General features: G+C 48.1%; 24 protein-coding genes. 2 read left to right on the forward strand and 22 right to left on the reverse strand.

Annotation, left to right across the window (positions count from 1 at the left end; all coding sequences use genetic code 11):
- Positions 1-40: 40 nt before the first annotated feature.
- The 9 genes from PaeBR_RS17675 to PaeBR_RS17715 form a co-directional block, all read right to left on the reverse strand.
- Positions 41-280: a DUF1450 domain-containing protein gene (locus tag PaeBR_RS17675; protein ID WP_410511842.1), complete on the reverse strand. Its 240-nt coding sequence runs from the start codon at positions 278-280 to the stop codon at positions 41-43.
- Between the two features lie 38 nt (positions 281-318).
- Positions 319-621 (reverse strand): HesB/IscA family protein, encoded by a 303-nt coding sequence (locus PaeBR_RS17680; protein WP_215178458.1) that lies wholly within the window; start codon positions 619-621, stop codon positions 319-321.
- Between the two features lie 98 nt (positions 622-719).
- Complete coding sequence (locus PaeBR_RS17685) at positions 720-971, reverse strand: hypothetical protein (protein WP_410511843.1); 252 nt, start codon at positions 969-971, stop codon at positions 720-722.
- 127 nt (positions 972-1,098) lie between these two features.
- Positions 1,099-2,310: a M14 family zinc carboxypeptidase gene (locus PaeBR_RS17690; RefSeq protein ID WP_410511844.1), complete on the reverse strand. Its 1,212-nt coding sequence runs from the start codon at positions 2,308-2,310 to the stop codon at positions 1,099-1,101.
- 402 nt (positions 2,311-2,712) lie between these two features.
- Positions 2,713-3,519, reverse strand: a complete 807-nt coding sequence (gene racE, locus PaeBR_RS17695) for a glutamate racemase (RefSeq protein ID WP_410511845.1) — start codon at positions 3,517-3,519, stop codon at positions 2,713-2,715.
- 167 nt (positions 3,520-3,686) lie between these two features.
- Positions 3,687-4,064 (reverse strand): YtxH domain-containing protein, encoded by a 378-nt coding sequence (locus tag PaeBR_RS17700; RefSeq protein ID WP_410511846.1) that lies wholly within the window; start codon positions 4,062-4,064, stop codon positions 3,687-3,689.
- Between the two features lie 254 nt (positions 4,065-4,318).
- Positions 4,319-4,951: a helix-turn-helix transcriptional regulator gene (locus PaeBR_RS17705; RefSeq protein ID WP_410511847.1), complete on the reverse strand. Its 633-nt coding sequence runs from the start codon at positions 4,949-4,951 to the stop codon at positions 4,319-4,321.
- 25 nt (positions 4,952-4,976) lie between these two features.
- Positions 4,977-5,405 carry a DUF86 domain-containing protein gene (locus PaeBR_RS17710; protein WP_410511848.1) on the reverse strand — a complete coding sequence of 143 codons (429 nt, stop codon included), beginning with the start codon at positions 5,403-5,405 and terminating at the stop codon, positions 4,977-4,979.
- A gap of 180 nt (positions 5,406-5,585) precedes the next feature.
- Positions 5,586-5,873 (reverse strand): Dabb family protein, encoded by a 288-nt coding sequence (locus PaeBR_RS17715; RefSeq protein WP_410511849.1) that lies wholly within the window; start codon positions 5,871-5,873, stop codon positions 5,586-5,588.
- Between the two features lie 182 nt (positions 5,874-6,055).
- Here PaeBR_RS17715 and PaeBR_RS17720 point away from each other — a divergent pair, with 182 nt between their 5' ends.
- Positions 6,056-6,646 (forward strand): helix-turn-helix domain-containing protein, encoded by a 591-nt coding sequence (locus tag PaeBR_RS17720; protein ID WP_410511850.1) that lies wholly within the window; start codon positions 6,056-6,058, stop codon positions 6,644-6,646.
- Here the strand turns inward: PaeBR_RS17720 and PaeBR_RS17725 are convergent.
- The 4 genes from PaeBR_RS17725 to rpmG all read right to left on the reverse strand — a co-directional run bounded on the left by PaeBR_RS17725 (position 6,614) and on the right by rpmG (position 9,543).
- Positions 6,614-7,153, reverse strand: a complete 540-nt coding sequence (locus PaeBR_RS17725; RefSeq protein WP_410511851.1) for a class I SAM-dependent methyltransferase — start codon at positions 7,151-7,153, stop codon at positions 6,614-6,616. The two genes, PaeBR_RS17720 and PaeBR_RS17725, sit on opposite strands and share 33 nt — an antisense overlap.
- A 20-nt stretch (positions 7,154-7,173) precedes the next feature.
- Positions 7,174-7,860: a GNAT family N-acetyltransferase gene (locus tag PaeBR_RS17730; RefSeq protein ID WP_410511852.1), complete on the reverse strand. Its 687-nt coding sequence runs from the start codon at positions 7,858-7,860 to the stop codon at positions 7,174-7,176.
- Between the two features lie 268 nt (positions 7,861-8,128).
- A complete protein-coding gene (locus PaeBR_RS17735; RefSeq protein WP_410511853.1) occupies positions 8,129-9,343 on the reverse strand; it encodes a GTP-binding protein in 1,215 nt (404 codons plus the stop codon).
- A gap of 50 nt (positions 9,344-9,393) precedes the next feature.
- Positions 9,394-9,543 (reverse strand): 50S ribosomal protein L33, encoded by a 150-nt coding sequence (gene rpmG, locus PaeBR_RS17740; protein ID WP_338115701.1) that lies wholly within the window; start codon positions 9,541-9,543, stop codon positions 9,394-9,396.
- Between the two features lie 196 nt (positions 9,544-9,739).
- On the opposite strand from rpmG, the gene PaeBR_RS17745 reads away from it, so the two are divergent.
- Entirely contained in the window at positions 9,740-10,768 is a 1,029-nt protein-coding gene (locus PaeBR_RS17745; protein WP_410511854.1) for a CobW family GTP-binding protein, read from the forward strand.
- A 158-nt stretch (positions 10,769-10,926) separates the two neighbouring features.
- Here the strand turns inward: PaeBR_RS17745 and PaeBR_RS17750 are convergent, their stop codons facing one another.
- The 9 genes from PaeBR_RS17750 to PaeBR_RS17790 all read right to left on the reverse strand — a co-directional run bounded on the left by PaeBR_RS17750 (position 10,927) and on the right by PaeBR_RS17790 (position 17,707).
- Positions 10,927-11,196: a NusG domain II-containing protein gene (locus PaeBR_RS17750; RefSeq protein ID WP_410511855.1), complete on the reverse strand. Its 270-nt coding sequence runs from the start codon at positions 11,194-11,196 to the stop codon at positions 10,927-10,929.
- Positions 11,197-11,400: 204 nt separating this feature from the next.
- On the reverse strand, positions 11,401-11,589 hold the full coding sequence (locus PaeBR_RS17755) for a DUF6954 family protein (RefSeq protein ID WP_410511856.1): 189 nt from the start codon (positions 11,587-11,589) through the stop codon (positions 11,401-11,403).
- Between the two features lie 32 nt (positions 11,590-11,621).
- Positions 11,622-15,092 (reverse strand): PAS domain S-box protein, encoded by a 3,471-nt coding sequence (locus PaeBR_RS17760; protein WP_410511857.1) that lies wholly within the window; start codon positions 15,090-15,092, stop codon positions 11,622-11,624.
- A gap of 255 nt (positions 15,093-15,347) precedes the next feature.
- On the reverse strand, positions 15,348-15,506 hold the full coding sequence (locus tag PaeBR_RS17765; RefSeq protein ID WP_410511858.1) for a hypothetical protein: 159 nt from the start codon (positions 15,504-15,506) through the stop codon (positions 15,348-15,350).
- Positions 15,507-15,540: 34 nt separating this feature from the next.
- Positions 15,541-15,831, reverse strand: coding sequence for a hypothetical protein (locus tag PaeBR_RS17770; protein WP_410511859.1), 291 nt, complete (start codon positions 15,829-15,831; stop codon positions 15,541-15,543).
- Positions 15,832-15,887: 56 nt separating this feature from the next.
- The gene (locus PaeBR_RS17775) at positions 15,888-16,676 is read right to left on the reverse strand and encodes a hypothetical protein (RefSeq protein ID WP_410511860.1); all 789 of its coding nucleotides are present in this window, start codon (positions 16,674-16,676) and stop codon (positions 15,888-15,890) included.
- 26 nt (positions 16,677-16,702) lie between these two features.
- Positions 16,703-17,089, reverse strand: coding sequence for a calcium-binding protein (locus tag PaeBR_RS17780; RefSeq protein ID WP_410511861.1), 387 nt, complete (start codon positions 17,087-17,089; stop codon positions 16,703-16,705).
- A 121-nt stretch (positions 17,090-17,210) separates the two neighbouring features.
- Entirely contained in the window at positions 17,211-17,474 is a 264-nt protein-coding gene (locus PaeBR_RS17785; RefSeq protein ID WP_410511862.1) for a hypothetical protein, read from the reverse strand.
- A complete protein-coding gene (locus PaeBR_RS17790) occupies positions 17,474-17,707 on the reverse strand; it encodes a hypothetical protein (RefSeq protein WP_410511863.1) in 234 nt (77 codons plus the stop codon). The genes PaeBR_RS17785 and PaeBR_RS17790 overlap by 1 nt, the downstream gene beginning before the upstream one ends.
- Between the last annotated feature and the right edge of the window lie 181 nt (positions 17,708-17,888).

Raw genomic sequence — 17,888 nt, forward strand, 5'->3', positions numbered from 1 at the left:
AGTTAATCCTTGCAGAGTGCCTGTTCCGTGAATCCCTATTCTATTCCTGAACCGCAGGCTGCTTAACGAAGGGTTCAACCTTCTTTAGCACCTCATCCTCAGTCGGAGCACTGATATACCGACCATTAATATAGACAAAAGCACGTTTGCCGCAAGGTCCGCAATACGATTTGCACCCGATCTTAATATCAGCGTCAGGGGCCATCTTACGGAGCTTTGGCACTATACTTTTCATACTCGTGTGATTACATTTATCGCAAATACGTATATCGTTAGCCATGGAGCAACCCTTCTTTATGTCCGGAATCCGGGGCGACCTTAATGGTCCCCGTGATTTCCTTTAGACGGATTAGTAATTACAAAGCCTTCTTGCGGGAAATACAAATAATCGATCTTCACTCCGTCAAGCAGCGGTTGACCCGGTTCCAAAATAACGTCGATTTCCTTATCTGTAGAAACCACAACGTCATTCTCCTTAGGCGTGTCCAAATCCAGTCCGTAGTGGGCGTGGTCGCCGTGGGCATGGGTAATAGCGACGCGCAGCTTAAGTTCGCTGTTTCCTTCCAGCTCCATTTGTTTCTTTATCACTTTAGCCGCATTGCGGGTAATTTTGACGTTCATGTTCAGTCCATCTCCCGACACCTATATAATTTAAATGCTCAATAATTTATTTTAAAGGAAACCGGCTTGTAAAAGCAACTATTTAATCTGAAAGCCGCTTATCTCAGAACCTTCAACACCGGGTATTTACGTTCCATTCTCGAAACAAACCATCCCATCAGCAGCATCGTTACCCCGATATCATCAATCGGCATAAACGGTAGAAAATCAGGCAGGACCCAATATAAGATTACCGGGATGGTAAACAGCAGCTTGTCCCCTGTTGCGACCTGCGGGGAGACGATATATTTCCAGGAATTACGGAAAATATGGGACCATTGCTTGAATGAGAGTATTTTTTTCAGTTTCATTGTGGTCCTCCTTCTTGATAAGACGGGAATTGAAAAGCACTAAAAAGGATACAGCCGCGAACGATGTGTTAAGACGACAGCGGCCATACCCTTTGCTTTTATATTACGCAATGTTACTGAAATTGTTTCATTTTTCTTTCACATCTGAAAGAATAGCTCCGATTATAAGTCCGGTTTCCAGTGCTAAATCTTCAAAATCACCCAGTGGCAGCGGATTCTTGCCTATTCCCAGTTCTACCGTAAATGCCGGCTTGCGAAAGTTCATGATGAACCAGTCCTTGAAGCCCGCATCACTTCCTGTCAATTTGACAGCCCGGTAGCCACTGGCCGATGCCAGCCGCTCTGCCAAGGCAGCGCTCTCCAGCGGCTCATACCCGCGGTAATTCCAGTAAATCTCTCCTCCCTGACTGTGCAGCGATACCGCTGCATGTCCGGGAATCTCTTCCGCCAGCGCCGCAAGGGCCGCGGACTCCGGTTCGCTTAACGGTGCACTACCGCCGTAATCACGCGGCGCCGGCCCTTTAACCCCTCTTCGTGCCGCCTCTTCCTCCCAATGAGCCGGAAACTGATCGCCCAAATCCACCCCGCGGATATTGGCCTTCCAATGCCGGAAGCCGCGGCGTCCTGCGTTCCATTTCATCAGATCATCGTAATAAGGATGGCCGGGGCCTGCTCCTTCCTGTACCAGCTCTACACCGTCCGGATTAGCCATGGGAACGGCCCATACCGTCCAATTGTTGAACCAGTCCTGCGGACAATGACCATTCCAGGTCCTTCCTTCCGCATAAGCTGCAGCATACTCCTCTAAAAAGGACATCAGGCAGGGTGAAGTCAGCCACTCATTGGCATGTAAGGCAGCGTTAATGTGCAAATGACGGGACCCTTTACCCAACTTGAGCAAATGCAGCGGTTTCCCAAGCACACTAGATCCAATAGTGTCTTTCTCAATAAAGGAATACTTGTTAATGAGCGCCCCGATATCCTTTTCCACGTCAGATGGACCATATTCCCCGCGCAAAGCTACAACACGATCTGTTTCGGGCGGGGGGATCACTAATACTTTACCCGGTATGCAGCGTCCGGAAGCAACTCCAGGATTAAGCCTTTCCAGTTCGTCCAGACTGATGTTGAACAACGCTGAGACCTTCTCTACGGTATCCCCTTCCTGCAGAGCGTAACGCCTGCGAGGTGCGGATGGCAAAAATATGATCTGTCCGGGGTACAAATAAGCCTGTTTGGCCACCCACGGATTTCCATGAACGACATGCTCAGGTGTAAGGCCATGCGCCGCGGCAATCCGGCTTACGGTATCTCCCCTGCGTGTAATATATTGCTGCATAAGTCTCATCCCTCTCACCCTATGAATTGCCACAGTCCTGCAGATTCTCCCTCGACACAGCTGTATTGAACAGGAAAGCGGTCATTTAATCTATTGTATGCGCCCCCTGTTGTGCTTAGCAGATTCGGATTATTGGAATGGGTCTTAAGAGGAAAGGTGAAAAAAAACGCAAGTCTCACGGTTAGCAGAGACTTGCGTTTGGTGTGATTTATGGGTCCCGCTGAAAACAGCGGAGAGGACGGAACGATTGCGGAAAAGCGGTAGCGTTCGCCTTTGTCTCCGGATTTACCCGCTAAGGGTAATTCAGAAAATCTGGAGACAACAGCGATTGTAGCAACGTTCCGTTCGCGGAGCGTCCATTCAGAACACCCTTGTCCCGAAAGGTTACGGGAGAAATTCCAGCTACAACGAGGAGACCTGCCATACAACAGGGGTACGTTTGATCTGCTCTCCCAGCCAATCGCGGGCGATTTTTTGAAACATTTCAGCATCTCCGCTGCAAAAAAACTGGTGAATGGGACTTTCATTGCCACTGGCCAGCTTTCCTTTTTCATACAAAATCGTGCTGATCTCCCGTGCCGTTTCATCAGCCGAGCTGATCAGCTTGACACGGTTTCCCATTACCTTCCCGATGGAAGTCATGAGAAATGGATAATGGGTACAGCCCAGAATCAGTGTGTCAATCGGATCGTCTTTAATGCCTTCGAGCGATTGTTCCACAACCTTATAGCTTTCCTCCGAACGGAACATGCCCTGCTCTACGAGAGGGACGAGCATTGGACATGCCTGGCTTACGACCTGAACAAAGGGGGACAGCTGCTGGAGTGCCGCCGTATAGGCCCCGCTGCTAATCGTTCCAACCGTACCAATTACACCGACCTGTCCGCTTTGGGTCGCACTGATTGCTGCACGTGCACCGGGATGAATGACACCTATAACAGGAATAGATACCTTAGCCGAAATATAATCGAGCGCTGCCGCCGTTGCCGTGTTACAGGCGATAACAATCATTTTGGGATTGAACTGAATCAGATAATCAACAATTTGCTCTGTGAATCTTTTTACTTCCTCGGTCGAACGGGGTCCGTAGGGCGCGCGGGCGGTGTCTCCGAAATAAATGATCTTCTCCCGTGGGAGCTGTCTCATCACTTCCTTGACAACAGTCAGCCCTCCAACACCTGAATCTAGTATTGCAATAGCTTGCTGCACGAACACACCGCTTCCTTCTACTTGTTTTTAGTAGCTTATGTAAGGCGGAAACAAAGTGTACCTGGCTTTCTGCCCCAATTGCAGATATTACTCCATTTGCCGCTTCAGTTCAAGACCTCTAAAAGTAATAATGCCGCTTTTCGCCAAAAGCGAAAAACGGCACGGGTCTAAAATCTACTCGATTTTTTTTCTGTGTCATCCTGTACGGCATCGCCAGTAAAGACATCTGCTACTGTTTCGGCTACTGCTTCATCATCAATAATTCCGCTGACCGCCGCAGTTTTCTCCTCATCCGGACAAAGATGCTGTTTCCCCCACTCACGAACCTCAATGACAACTTCTTTTGCTTTGTCATACAACTCCACGCTCTTGTCACCGGCCTGGCCGGCAATTTCCTGCGCTTTATCCAGCGTCGTCGAGGCACCATCCGCAATATCCTTACGCAGTTCTTTTCCGGCTTTGGGAGCGAGCAGCAGTGCTGTCACCGAACCGACTATACTACCGGCAACCACACCCCACAGCAAGCCTTTGTTGTTCTTCTTCATCTCTTCATCTCTCCTTCATCTGTACTTTGCTTCATTTAGGGGAAGCGGGATCGACTTTAGCTGAGATTATAGTGCTCCAGGCAATGCATGCTGCGGTCAGAACGGCTGCTCCGGCAATCAGGAATACTGCCAACCCTACGGCCCCAAGCTCTCTTCTTCCCCGCCCGATCCGGGCTAATGCCTATGTCTGCTTTTATCATAAGCGGGGAGAACCAGTCCTGTGACAGTAAATTGAAGCCTTTTACATAAAAATTTCACTTAGGCACGATAGAGTATCTGCAGCATCTTCCTCCCTCGGCCATACATTCACTCCGTGACACCTTGGCGTTCAGCAGTTCCTCAAAAAGACTATGCTCGCATTGGCAAGCCTTCCTGTACTGACCGGCTACCTGACGGATCGGACAATTATATTCCCTAATTTCGAATGAGCCGTCTTGTTCCTGAGTCCATTCCGCCATATATCCTCCGGCATTCTGAATCGAGGACAGCTCTGCCACCCGTTCCTGCAAATTACGATTCTCCATCATCGGTGCATACTGGGCCAGCATCCGGCGGCGGCGTCCTTCGAACAGGGCATTAACTGCCTCTACTCCGCTCCCGTGATCCAACTCACGCAACAGCTCCAATGCTAGGTTGTGATAATTTTTCGGAAAATACTCCTCAGCCAGCTCGGTCAATGAATAGATATGGAGCGGCCTTCCCATCGCTTGGCGCACAACCTTTGTTTTGGCAATCCCCTCCTGCTCCAGCTGGATGATATGGCGCCGGACACCCATTTCCGTTATATCCAGCTCCTCAGCCAGCGCTCCGATGGTGAGAGGTCCTTTCGTCTTCAGGAGCTTCATAATCATACGCCTTGTCGAACCGCTTTCCTGCGCCTTTTTCATCTCAAGGACCCCCCTTCTATGAATTTCACCTTCCCAGTTCCTGATTCAGATAATTACGCACATCCGAAGCAAATCGCTCCAGAATGTCCGGAAGTACCGGAGTAAGAGGATGCAGCATGCTGCGATCCCATTCATAATAATCCTGAACAAGCGGCTTGCGAAGAGCGACCAGTTCTATAAGCTTCTCATAGATCCCAATGCCTCCGAATACGGTCTCTTCGTGAATAATTGAGATAATGTCTTCATAACTGCCCGCATCACGCATAATAAATCCGTCAATCAGGCAGCTCCCGACGTCCGTTACGACCTCAATGGCCAAGTGGAGACTGCGTTCCTGCACCATTCCCATCAATGTACTGCCATTCCAGTCAGCCGTGGCTGAACGGAGACCTGTGTTTATATCGGGTATTTGGTCCAGAATAAGTTCGATTTGCTTCCGGTTGACATAATACACAGCAATACCTCCAAAAGGTTCTAGGATCGTCCGGCTGCTTCCTTTACTTTCCGCGTTTGCCCCGCCGTTTCAGCCAAAAATACATAATGAAACAGGCCGCCAGAAAGACAACCAGGTAAGTCAACGCTTCCATCGGATACTCCAGCTCACGCATTCCAGTCACCGCTTTCAGTTTTACTTTTACAGTTCATAATCAACGGCGATAGACAGATCCTTAACCTCATTGATATGAGCAATAACTACTTTATGGGCCGGATGTACCTGATAGGCCTGCAAATCCTCCAGGGAAGCCACTACTGCAGTAAGCGCAATGTCAAAGGAACGCTCCGAATGAATAAGATCTGCACCAACCTCTAAGGAGAGAAGCTGCGGGATTTTACCTTCCATATTCCGTAATACAGCAACTGTCGCCGCTACACTCTCCGGTGAACGTTCCTTCAATTTAAAAAATACAATATGTTTGATCATGTTTTTTTCTCGCTCCCTATCTGCATCGTTAAGTGAACACATGCACTTTCTCATATTTTAAAATATATCATAATGCCGGACGTTCTGAAAGAAAGTTACTGCATGCTCTCTGAGTTACAGGATTATCCATTGCTCAGCCCTGAGAAGTGTTGTAGTATTTATTAAAAAAAATCGGAGGAAGTATGCCTAGAAATCAGCCAGAACCACATAAAATTCAGGCATGGTCCCAGATCAACCGAAAATATCTGGGACAGGGCGTCCGTGTCAAAAGATTCCGCCGCCCCCAGCGGAGCCAAATCCGCAACCGTGTGCTGCTAGCAATATTAATGGCCAAAGATGTGAAGCTCTCACAGTTTGCCGAAGAGCTGTCCATCTCTTCACGCAGTGTAAGCGCCTGGGTGTACGAAGGCCGTATTCCTTCCAAAACCAATATGGATAAGGCCTGCCGCCTGCTCGGGTATCCCGCCCATATTTTGTTCAACGAAGCATTAATCCGTGAAAGCCCGATCCTGTGCCAGCCTTCGCCTTCCCGCTTTATGAAAAGGACGCAGTCCAGCTCATCCAAACGCAATTACATCCTGTCCGGACTTTGCATGGTATACGATCTGTCTGTGACCGATGTAAGCCACTGGATCAGCATACATCCCGGTACTTTCCGTAAATGGCTACACTATGGGCATACTCCTGCTAATTCGCTGCAGGAGAAGGCTGCCCGGTTTTTCCGGATTCCACAATATATTTTATTCGCTGAAAGTGACTTGCCGCGGGGTTAAACCATATGAAGCCAAGCCCTTCGTCTGAAGTGGCATTTTCCGTGCGATGATGTATCTGAGTATGTATTGATGGGTGCCGCCTTCCGGACTCGGAAGCTTCTCGGAATATGGACCGGTCTCTACAATTTCGGTCCCTTCAAAATGCTCCCGTAAATCGTCCTCACTAAAAAAGTGAGCGTATTTCCCCTCTTTATATTCGTACGTTCCCGGCTCTAGTAACCTGCCGCAGCCGTTGTTTGGATCCTGATTGGAAAAGCAAGTGAAATAGAGCAGCCCTCCGGGGCGCAGCAGCTCCAGACAATTAGCGACCAGCCTGCGGCGGTCCTTTTGCAGGAATAAATGCATTGAAAATACCTTGGTATTCCGCCCGTAGCCCGCTCCGGGAACAAGCACGGAAGTCACCTTATGCTGGCGGAATAAATCTCTTGCAATCAAAGCGGTCGGGCTGGGGTCGCTTCCCCAGATCATGCCTTCCTGCGCAAATCTCCGGCCCCAGTATTCTGACATACTCCTCTTCCTTTCCGGTTCTAGCTTCGTACCCTATACCAATATTGATAAATCTCTTTGAAGCCAAGCTTGTCGTATAAAGCCGAAGCCCCTTGATTAGCCAAGACAACTTGCAGAAAAGAGTCCGATGCACCTTGCTCCTTCCCCCATTGAAGCAGTCCCAGCAGCAGTTGTTCCGCCATCCCCTGCCGACGGTGGGCCGGAGCTGTAACAATATCATAAAGTCCTATGTATCCATGCTGAATGATTCCGAGTCCGCAGGCGGTTGGTATGCCATCTTTCAGCAGCAGGGCATAACCCTGCTTCAGAAGTGAAGATGACAGCATTCTCCGCAGCGTACTCCGCTTTTCTGCCGTCAGTGCTGTCAGTTCAGCGAAAACTTCCAGCCACTCTTCGTTCAGTTCCTCCTGCACATGGACCGAGTACTCTATCTTCGGAGCAGGCAACCTCTCAAGGTCAAGAACCCTTACTGACGATGGCTCGACAACACTATAACCGCGCTCGGCCAGAATGTCATCCAGATCCGCAGGCTGAATAAAGGGCGTTATTTTGAAAACAGGCTTTAGCCCCGCATCCTCATAATACTGTTCGGCAAGCCTGATTTGATCTGTTACTTGGAGACCAGATCCTTCTGTGCCGTATAAAGGATTTACCGAATTAGCCCGCTTCGTATAACCGGATGCAGAGCGAAGCACCCAGCCATGCATAAGAATGCTCTGCTCCGCAGGCCATGTATTTAATGTAATCTCTTCAATGGGCTTGTACAGTTGTTCCCCCTCCTATTTAGAACGCTTGTTGCGTATTGCGGGAAGCATCTTCACTCTATCAGGCTGCGCCGGTCTCAACGGGACAGTCCTCTGCCACACGAATTAATAAAATGCTTTCTTCTATGATAATCCACAGACTCTCTTGAGCATAGCAAGAAAAAACAGCCAATCCTTCTATCCCAAAAGAATTGGCCGTTCCTATAAATTTCTAAGCATAGTTCTGAGCTGCTTCGAGCAGTTGCTCCACAGGCCATGGCAGCGGATTGTTAAACTTGGTCCAATCCTGCTTCATTTCTTCCATAGTCAGCAGACATTGGTCCAATCTGGCTTCAATATCGGCACGATCCATACTTACCCCGATGAACACTATCTCATTTAGGCGATCGCCCCACTGCTCGTCCCACTTTGCCATCACATCAGGCTCGTTCTCAAGAACCTCTAGCTGCTGAGCTTCTGGCATGGTAGCCAGCCAATAGCCGGCAGGTCCAAATTGGATGGAAGGTCCGGCCTGACTCAAGGTAGCCGCCAGATCTTCCTCAGTAGCCAGCCATACAAGCCCTTTCGCCCGTACAATCTCTTCCGGCCAATCAGTGAAGAAGAGACTTAGTCTTTGCGGGTGAAAAGGAGTTTTGCGGCGGTATACGAAGGATCCGATTCCGTACTCTTCCGTCTCAGGCGTATGATTGTCTTTATTCAGTTCGGTGATCCAGCCTGAAGACATACTCGTCTTCTCGAAGTCGAACAATCCGGTGTTGAGTATTTCTTTCGGATCAACTACGCCTTTAACGGTGCGAATGATCTTAGCCGAAGGCTGAAGTCTGCGCAGTACAGCCTCAAGTTTGTTCAATTCCTTCTCTTCCACCAAATCGCATTTATTAAGCAGCAGCACGTCGCAGGTTTCAATCTGATCTATGAGCAGATCCACGATGTCGCGGAAATCATCATCACCCGCCGTTTGGTTGCGGTCAAGTAAACTATCGCCAGAGGCAAAATCATGCCAGAAGCGGTTGGCATCCACAACGGTAACCATTGTGTCCAATTGAGCGAGCGTAGTCAAATCAATATCCAGATCGGGGTTAGCGTATGTGAACGTCTGCGCAACCGGAACCGGCTCGCTAATGCCTGAGGATTCGATCAGAATATAATCAAACCGCCCTTCCTCTGCCAGCTTTTGCACTTCACGCAGCAAATCGTCACGCAGTGTACAGCAGATACAGCCGTTAGACATTTCTACAAGTTTCTCCTCCGTTCGGGAGAGGGTATTTCCGGATTTGACCAGATTGGCATCAACATTCACTTCACTCATGTCGTTGACGATCACGGCTACTTTCAAGCCATTGCGATTGTGAAGAATATGATTCAGCAAAGTCGTTTTTCCGGAGCCCAAGTATCCGCTCAGCACGGTAATGGGGATTTTCTTCATCTGTTTATCTCCTAACACTTATTAGATTTAATGACTGGAACAGCCTATACTTAACGGGTTTCGCGGTGCAGTGTAACTCTTTTCAGGCGTGGGCAATATTTCTTCATTTCAATACGTCCCGGCTGATTTCTCTTATTCTTAGTGGTTGTGTAATTGCGGTCGCCTGTTTCTGTACATGCCAAAGTAATGATTACTCTCATTGTGATCATCTCCTTTTAAATCGTAATTATTACGATTAATATATCGTACACTTTATATTCACTCTATGTCAACAGCGATTTCAAAAAGTTTGGCCTTTTAAGATTTGTGGTCTTTCCGGCGGACAAGGTACGTATAAATTGAATTATGAAAATATGATTCTTGTTTCATTAAAAGAATTAGACGGGAGTGTTGATCATGAAAATACCGGTAATTCTATTGAGCGGATTTCTGGGGAGCGGGAAAACCACCTTGCTGCTCTCCTTGCTGAAGGAGAGTAAAGCCAGAGATCTGAACTCCGGCGTGGTGATGAATGAGCTCGGTAAACGGGATGTGGACGGGTATATTTTGCAGGAGCATACCGGTGCAAGTGTGGAGAAGCTGCTGGACGGATGCGTATGCTGCAGCCGCAAGGAAGAGCTGCCCAAGAGTTTGTCGGTACTTCTGGGTCGTCGTCCGGATGTTATTTATATCGAGCTTACGGGGGTGGCCGATCCCGAGGAAATCATAAAAACCATTCAGGAATCTCCCTTGCAGGAACGTCTGACGCTGCATTATTCAGTTGCAATACTTGATGCCGAAAATGCCCTGGAGTACAGCAGCCGCCTGTCGGCCGACAAGCAGCTTGTGCGGACATTGCGCAGGCAGCTTACAAGTGCCGACCTTATTGTCGTCAACAAAAGCGATCTGGTAGAACCGGAAACGTTATGGAAGATTGAAAAAGTGGCCCGAAAGCAAAATGCAGAAGCCGAAATTGTGTTTACCCATTACAGCGAGATCAACTTGACTCCACTGCTGTCCGGGATTGTCCCGAGGGAGCTTTACGCCCCTGTCCCACAGCGTACATCTCAAGCCTTCAAAGGAGCTTCCCTCAAAAAAACTTATGCAGAGGATGGAGGAGTAGCTGTAAAAGAGCCGCATGAGGAGCGTGATGCTTCCTTCTCTCAGGTAACCGCCATCACATTAACTTATCCGCAGGCAGGGACAAGTGTGCCTTCAAGGGAACAGCTTGAGGCTTTCTTTCAAAAATGGGACGGCAGCCTACTGCGTGCCAAGGGACATGTCCACCTGGCCGAAAAGGAGCCGGTTCAGCTCGTGCAGTATGCGGGAATGCGGACGACCTGGGAACCCTCGCGCTATCCGGGCTTGCCCTATGTGGTATTCATCGGTATGAATCTGAATGAGGTACAGCTAGCGGAACTTTGGTCCGCTTTATTCAAGCCTTGACGACCTGATGCTACTCCCATGGAGATTGCTTGATTCCGGCAAAAAAATAAGCTTGCCCGCGGATACCTGGATAGAGGTACGGGGCAAGCTTCATATCGTGCGATACAAGGGCCAGGAAATCGCGACGTGGAAGAAATTACAGGCTGGAAATGTGACGGCTAGATAACCGCATCCAGCTCATCCTCGTCATTTGCGGACTTGTTAGGGTTAAATACTTCAACCATAATACGGGCCGGAATACAAATAATTTGCTGCTTCGGCCTTGAAATAAAGCCCATTTCCAGCGCAATTCTCAGAGGTGCGTCAGAATACGTCATCTGTATGCCGTAATCGAACACTTTTAGCGTATTATGACCGAACTTGGTTTTGATATCGATAATTTGTTCTTCTTTGGTTAAAGATACGGTCTTGTACTCTTTGCCGTCCACCGTAATAATGGCCCTGCTTATAGTGCTCGTTCTGGTTGTTAAACCATTTAACGCCGTAGATGGACCCTGCTGCAAGCAGAACCAGAATAATGATGATAAAATCCCCGCGCTTCATTTTTTGCAATTTGTTTACCCTCTCGCTGACTATATTATAAACGTAACTATTACGAACACTTTAAATATAATGAAGCCGAATCTACTTTGTCAATGCTTCCGCCGCCGCTTCAGCACGATCCTGAGCAGCACTGTAATTGCTGCATATATAAGCACGACTACAACCAGCGTCACCATACGTTCCCTGTCCGAACCATCCGCAAACAGTACCGGGCCAAGACCGAAGAAAGTCGTCAAAGCATACAGCAGAGCAAACAGAATATACAGCAGCCAAACCATTACGAACCACCTCCCAAAAAATAGCGGGAAAATTATCTTCGGATCCGGGCAGACCACTCCTTCAGTACCCGGTCCAGCGTCTTGACATCAATCGGCTTGGAGATAAAGTCCTGCATACCGGCTTGCAGACACATCTCCCTGTCATCTTTTCTAGCAAAAGCCGTAGCGGCAATGATAACCGGAAAAGGCCCAAGCTTCTCACGTATGATCCCCGTTGCTTCAATACCGTCCATAACTGGCATTTGAATATCCATAAAAACCAGATCATACGTCCGGGAAAACACGGCTTGAACCGCTTCCTCCCCATTTACAGCCACATCAGCAACATAGCCTCTCCTCATCAAATACGTCTGCAGCAACTGCTGGTTCACTGGATGATCATCAGCGATCAGTATGGACAAGGGACCATAATCCCCCCCGGCGTACTGTCCGGCAATAGATTCGGATGGGTCACCACCGGCTGAATACTCGTACTCGTAGGGTTGCATCCGCAACCGTTCCTTTCCCGGCAGGGAAGCCTGCACCGTGAAATAGAACTCCGAGCCCTCACCTTCCCGGCTATCCACACCAATTGCCCCTCCCAGCAGCTCAGTCAGTTTTTTGCTAATGGCCAGTCCGAGTCCTGTTCCGCCATACTTTCGGTTGATTGAGGGATGCAGTTGAGAAAAGGATTGAAAGAGCAAGCCCTGGCTTTCAAGCGGAATACCGATTCCGGTATCTTTAACCGTAAATTTAACGATAACACTTCCCGGGTCGCGCGATAAGACGAGCTCTGCAGAGACATTGATTTCACCCGTCTCCGTAAATTTGACCGCATTCCCCACCAGATTCACAAGAATTTGGCGCAGCCTTGCCTCATCGGTTACAATGAGCGGCGGAAGATTCGGATCGAGTTCAGTGCCAAGCGCTATCCCCTTTTCCTTAACCTTCGAATAAAATACATCACTGACGCTCTGCATCACACTGCGAAAATCCACCAGGTCCAGGTCAAGAGTCATCATCCCGGCTTCGATTTTGCTGAAATCCAGTACTTCATTTAAAATATGAAGCAGCCCTTCCCCGCTCTTGGTAATAATCTGCGTATAGTAGCGCTGCTCCTCATCTAGCTCAGTACCTGAGAGCAGATCCGCCATGCCAATAATGCCGTTCATCGGAGTGCGCAGTTCGTGGCTCATAATGGCCAAAAACTCCGATTTAGCCTTATCTGCCTGTTCCGCGGACTCCTTGGCCCGCACGATCTCTTTCTCCTCGGTAATGTCACGGAAGACCACGACAGCACCTTTCCGCTCTCCATTATCGAAAAGTGGGGTCATGCGGTATTTGACCAGAAAGCTGGAACCATCCTGTCTCCAGAATACCCCCTCCTTTTCTTCATAAGAGTGGTGCTCCGAAAATGACTGATCCAAGGTCTTCAGGCGTCCGGAATAAGGGTCGCTATCGAGCCATGTTTGCTGGATGGTATGCAGTTTACTGCTGCTGGACCATTCACCGGGATCATATCCCAGCATGGCTTCCGCCGCCGGATTGATGAACATGGTTGCTCCCTCAAGGTTCATCCCAAAAATACCTTCCGAGACCGAATTCAATATAAGCGCATGCTCGTAGCTAAGCTTCTCGATCTGTTCCAGATGACGTTTGCGCTCGGTGATATCACTCGTGATACCGAATACACCTACAACCTGATTATTCACCATTATCGGCACATAAATCACACTAATCTCAACAACATGCCCCTCGCGATGGATCAGCCTGCTTTCAAACGTCTGGGCCAGTCCGTTAGCGGCGCATTCAAAGCGTTCATTCACATATTCCATTTCATCCGGATCAATAATTTCGTTATAGCTGGATAAAAGCAGACTCTCTCTGGAGTAACCGGTGAGAAGCTGAAAACTGGAGTTTACCGATAATGTCTGGCCCTCCAAATCCATCGCACTGATTGCGGAAGGGTTGTATTCAAAAAGGGATTTATACCGGTTCTGGCTCTCCTGCAGCTTCATCTCATACTGCTTCCGCTCCGCAATGTCACGTGTTACGCAGACAAGCTCTTGAATATCCCCCTCACCGGAGTAGATATAATGAATGGTTGTCTCTGACCAAACATACGAGCCGTCTTTACGGCGATAGCGGAAAACGACAGGCTCCAGCTTTAGCCCTACCCTAGAGTTTTGCAAATAATCATGGACTCTGGCGAAATCCTCAGGATGAATATAGTCCATTCCTCGGGTTCCAACCAACTCCTCAGATGTATAACCGTACATAGACAAGCAAATCGGTGAAGCGTATAGATAAGTGGCGTGCTCATCCGAAGCATTGCGTGAGATGAAGTCCAGGGAATTCTCCGAGATCAGGCGGTAATTACGTTCACTTTCCCGCAGCTGTTTTTCCATCCGTTGGCGTTCGGTTACATCCTGTACCACACCGCTGATTTGAACTGTCCTTCCTGAATCATCCACAACAGCCTCCCAGTGGGCATCAATACATTTAAGTGTCCCGTCAGCTGTTCTGATGCGGAACATAGCCTCGCCATTAGTCCCGGTCTTTAGCGTGTGACGCAAAGAATCCAAGATGTTATGCAAGTCTTCCGGTTCAATGCAGGAGCGAATGTGCTCGGGGTCAAGGGTTATATGATCGCTGCTATCTTCGGTAAAACCAAAAATATAACGCGTCTCCTTAGAAACGGTCGAGCGCCTGCTTGCCACATCCCATTCCCAGGAACCCATCTGGGCCAGTTGCTCCGCTTTGGCCAGCATATCCTCATGCTTCTTCCGCTCCGTGATATCGCGGGCAATTGTCAATACCTGCTCCACTTCTCCAGCGCTGTTGCGCATGATTTGAAAGGAGCTCTCCATCCATAAATAATGCCCTTCTTTATGCCGCACCCTCCGGGTAAAAACGTCACTATCCGAGTAAAGCTTGCCTTCCTCCCCCATCTCAAGCGCGTCATTCACATGGTAAAATTCCGGCTTCTTCTTCCCGATCATTTCATGAGGCGAATATCCCAGCACCTTCTCTACCGAAGGCGAAACGTAGTTAAGCGTGCCGTCCGGATCGCCAAAAGAGATCAAATCCGGCGTATTCCGGGTAATCAAATTATACAAATACTGATTCTCCTGAAGCTTCTTCTCTGCAAGCTTACGGTCTGTAATATCTGACAGTTCAGCAATCAAGAAGAGAGGATCGCCGGTTGACTCGTGATAAATAAGGAATATATGCAGCGCTACCCATACCATTCCGCCATCCTTGCGCAGGAAGCGCTTCTCTGTATCCATTGCCCCCCCGGGCATCTGCTGCAAATAGTTCATTATGTCATCATGATCAGCTTTATGGATATCATCAGGATAAGCAATATCCAGGTAATGAATATTTAAAAGCTCAGCTTCTGTATAGCCAAGCATATTACGAAATGCAGGATTGGACTTAACCACAGTACCGTCTTTCGTGGAGACTACCGCAAACCCGGTAGAAGACCGCAAATACAGCTGCTCAAAATTAAAGTCAGACACTAGTGTAGCCTCCTCTGTAAAAGTGGGGACTTAAATTATAACCAGTATACCTTTTTTTCGTAAAATAAGCTTTAAATATGAGACATAATAGAGCGTATCTTACTGGAAACTAGAAAAGAGAGTTCCCATGAGCTAACACTATGGATACTCTCTTTAGCTGGACTATGTATGTACTGGATGCGTACGTGGCGTATCTGTTCTGCATGAAAAAAAGCCCTTCGGAGGACCGGGAAAAGCAGATGGAGCAAGAGTTGCTCATTTTTGGAGACGCGCCAGATTATGAGCACAATGGAAGCAGAAGTGGAACGCATTCTTCATCAGCCGAACCTCCGGAAATTCACCGGTTTCCGGGATTACATCGTGATGCTGCTCTTGTTGGATACCGGCATACGATTCATGAATCTGATCACTCATCCCTTTCATTCAAGTTTACCTATGAAACGGCCATTTATTTTACCCTGCTTGCCCGAAATCTCGAATGATCTCCCAAGTGAAAGCGGATTTCACCCTCTATTTTTTCAGTTTCCAATCTGGCGCCCCACCCTCGTCCGTTAACAGAGTCGCATTCGTCAAAGCCATCCCAACTGAACTCATAACGGGTGCCATTATCACTCTCCGTTATTTCTCCATCCATATGCCCCTTGACCAACCCAAATTGAAAATCTCCACTGCCATCTTCATGGATTCGGATAAAGGCCTGAACCTCCATGTTCATGTATGCTTCGTCCCATAAATCCATTTCGTAAATAGTTCAGAGCCCTGCTATCCCCATTTTTGAGTCCTCCTCCGACATGCCTAAAGATGCCGTTCCTCCAGAAGTCGTTCCATCTCCCGAATGCATGCTTGCTCTTCCTCATTGGCACATTCCTTTTCCCAGTCCGTCAGCCATCCCCACAACCACTCGATAGGGTCATCCTGTGCCCATTCGCTGAACTCCGTCCGACCTTCTTTTGAAAATTGGATCACCCCTTTAGTCAAGCCTAAACCTGCTTTCTTCGCCTCTGATAGCAAAGCCAAATCACGAAGCTTATGTATTTGTTCTGCAAAAGGCTCAAGTGCGTCTTTCACCATCTCATATGCCTTCTCGACCGGGTCAACATAACCAAAACGGGTTTTACCGGAACGATCCCACAAATCCCTTACATCAATATGCTCCAGAGCCCAATAAACCTGACTCGCCAGCTCATCCTCCTGGATATCGCAGATGAAAGCCTTAGCAATCTCCTCCGCGCGGCTCGCCAATTTGGCCTCTCCCTTGCACAGGATGCGCAGAACCTCTTTGGCCTGCTCGGAATTCAATTGCTCCATGTACTTCGACATCGTTGCCTCTCTCCTATCATTAATGTTGGCGTTAAATACGAATACTTCCCATGCATGAGTAGCAGAGGATATTTGCCGGCAAAATCTGGCGAGATCGGGAAGCTCGTCTAAATGGGACAGAACAACGGCCAGATCAAGATCGCCTGGATAGGGATCGCCATCGGCCATGGAGCCGCATAAAATGACCTCTTGAACAGATGCCAGATTTTCCACCTTATTGGCAAAATGCTGCGCTGCGTGATAAAAACGAATAGAATCGTTCATACCTTCCCGTTCCTCTCCTATGAACATTAACGGTAATTCCAAAACCAAGTAAGGTAATCGTCAATGAAAACAAAGTTTGGATCCGTTTCTTTCACACTCAGCTCTGCAAGTGGCATTACTACATGGCGTTTGCCTTCCTTGCCTTCACATAGCAAGCCGTAATTTTCGTCTATCTCCTCAGCTAATTGTGTAATCGTCACTTTGACTGCTGCCGATTCGAAGGGGCCTGTCTCATTTTCATGCACAGCCTGCAAAGGAAACACTAATTCTTTCCTCAAATACTCCAAATATTTCTTTAGTGTCTCAAAAGAAACCATCGGCAGGTTGAACTCGTCATCTTCATCTTCATCTTCATCTTCATCTTCTTTTACTCCCAATACCTTTCCTATGCGCTGCTCCCAGTCATCACACATACTATACCCTCCTCCATATATTTTTGATTCTCCACCGTGTTCCGTAGCATGGCTCACAAAAGGGGAACAGAGTATTCCAAATAAAACGGATCCAATCTCCTCAGGAAAGAGAATGGATCCGTTACACCCTTAGAACCTTCACATGATATTCATCCTGAGCAATCCTTGAGGTTACCTCAAGAAATCGACCGCTCATGAGAAACGGGATATGCCTGACTTCCTCTTCAGATGCAAGTCCGCTAATAAATTCGCACTCCGTTACAACAGAAAAGTAAATTCTTTGCCTGTCATCCGCAGCCTGCTTTATAAAATTCAGAATAGAAGGGTCTCCATCCACCATTCCGATGGCAATGTTCGTATCCATCAAATATCCTTGTTCCGCCATCAGTCCCAATCCTCGCGCAATCGTCCGATTTCATCCTTTAATTCCTTGAGCCGCTCCGAAGACAAGGCCCCTGCTGACTGAAGCAGATCCTCTACGCTGTACTCGTTGGCCTCTTCCAATTCTACGGTATCATGATTAAAATCAATGGTCACTCTGGGGTGAGTGATATTGAGTTTACGCAGTATTTTCCGCAATTCCTTCGCTGTATGGGAGTCGATTTTTTGTGGGAGCATGAGAAGTCCCTCGCTCTCATTTTTAGGATTGTTATAACACATTTTTCGAACTTTTCGTTGGTGACACCAGAACTTGGGCTCCATTTCAGTTTATATAAGTTGAACTTATGAATTTTCTAAAATGGATTTACTCGCTAACTACAGTGAATGTTGGACTTCCGGCCGCTGCCCATCTCCAGAT

It is taken from the genome of Paenibacillus sp. BR2-3, from assembly GCF_046529485.1.
In the GTDB taxonomy this organism is placed as follows: domain Bacteria; phylum Bacillota; class Bacilli; order Paenibacillales; family Paenibacillaceae; genus Paenibacillus_AQ.

What these genes read in the sequence shown, in the direction of transcription:
- PaeBR_RS17675 (WP_410511842.1), bottom strand. Translation starts at nt 280, where the DNA reads ATGGCTAACGATATACGTATTTGCGATAAATGTAATCACACGAGTATG.
- PaeBR_RS17680 (WP_215178458.1), bottom strand. Translation starts at nt 621, where the DNA reads ATGAACGTCAAAATTACCCGCAATGCGGCTAAAGTGATAAAGAAACAA.
- PaeBR_RS17685 (WP_410511843.1), bottom strand. Translation starts at nt 971, where the DNA reads ATGAAACTGAAAAAAATACTCTCATTCAAGCAATGGTCCCATATTTTC.
- PaeBR_RS17690 (WP_410511844.1), bottom strand. Translation starts at nt 2,310, where the DNA reads ATGCAGCAATATATTACACGCAGGGGAGATACCGTAAGCCGGATTGCC.
- PaeBR_RS17700 (WP_410511846.1), bottom strand. Translation starts at nt 4,064, where the DNA reads ATGAAGAAGAACAACAAAGGCTTGCTGTGGGGTGTGGTTGCCGGTAGT.
- PaeBR_RS17705 (WP_410511847.1), bottom strand. Translation starts at nt 4,951, where the DNA reads ATGAAAAAGGCGCAGGAAAGCGGTTCGACAAGGCGTATGATTATGAAG.
- PaeBR_RS17715 (WP_410511849.1), bottom strand. Translation starts at nt 5,873, where the DNA reads ATGATCAAACATATTGTATTTTTTAAATTGAAGGAACGTTCACCGGAG.
- PaeBR_RS17720 (WP_410511850.1), top strand. Translation starts at nt 6,056, where the DNA reads ATGCCTAGAAATCAGCCAGAACCACATAAAATTCAGGCATGGTCCCAG.
- PaeBR_RS17725 (WP_410511851.1), bottom strand. Translation starts at nt 7,153, where the DNA reads ATGTCAGAATACTGGGGCCGGAGATTTGCGCAGGAAGGCATGATCTGG.
- PaeBR_RS17730 (WP_410511852.1), bottom strand. Translation starts at nt 7,860, where the DNA reads ATGCATGGCTGGGTGCTTCGCTCTGCATCCGGTTATACGAAGCGGGCT.
- PaeBR_RS17735 (WP_410511853.1), bottom strand. Translation starts at nt 9,343, where the DNA reads ATGAAGAAAATCCCCATTACCGTGCTGAGCGGATACTTGGGCTCCGGA.
- rpmG (WP_338115701.1), bottom strand. Translation starts at nt 9,543, where the DNA reads ATGAGAGTAATCATTACTTTGGCATGTACAGAAACAGGCGACCGCAAT.
- PaeBR_RS17745 (WP_410511854.1), top strand. Translation starts at nt 9,740, where the DNA reads ATGAAAATACCGGTAATTCTATTGAGCGGATTTCTGGGGAGCGGGAAA.
- PaeBR_RS17755 (WP_410511856.1), bottom strand. Translation starts at nt 11,589, where the DNA reads ATGGTTTGGCTGCTGTATATTCTGTTTGCTCTGCTGTATGCTTTGACG.
- PaeBR_RS17765 (WP_410511858.1), bottom strand. Translation starts at nt 15,506, where the DNA reads ATGAGTGATCAGATTCATGAATCGTATGCCGGTATCCAACAAGAGCAG.
- PaeBR_RS17770 (WP_410511859.1), bottom strand. Translation starts at nt 15,831, where the DNA reads ATGGATTTATGGGACGAAGCATACATGAACATGGAGGTTCAGGCCTTT.
- PaeBR_RS17775 (WP_410511860.1), bottom strand. Translation starts at nt 16,676, where the DNA reads ATGAACGATTCTATTCGTTTTTATCACGCAGCGCAGCATTTTGCCAAT.
- PaeBR_RS17780 (WP_410511861.1), bottom strand. Translation starts at nt 17,089, where the DNA reads ATGTGTGATGACTGGGAGCAGCGCATAGGAAAGGTATTGGGAGTAAAA.
- PaeBR_RS17785 (WP_410511862.1), bottom strand. Translation starts at nt 17,474, where the DNA reads ATGGCGGAACAAGGATATTTGATGGATACGAACATTGCCATCGGAATG.
- PaeBR_RS17790 (WP_410511863.1), bottom strand. Translation starts at nt 17,707, where the DNA reads ATGCTCCCACAAAAAATCGACTCCCATACAGCGAAGGAATTGCGGAAA.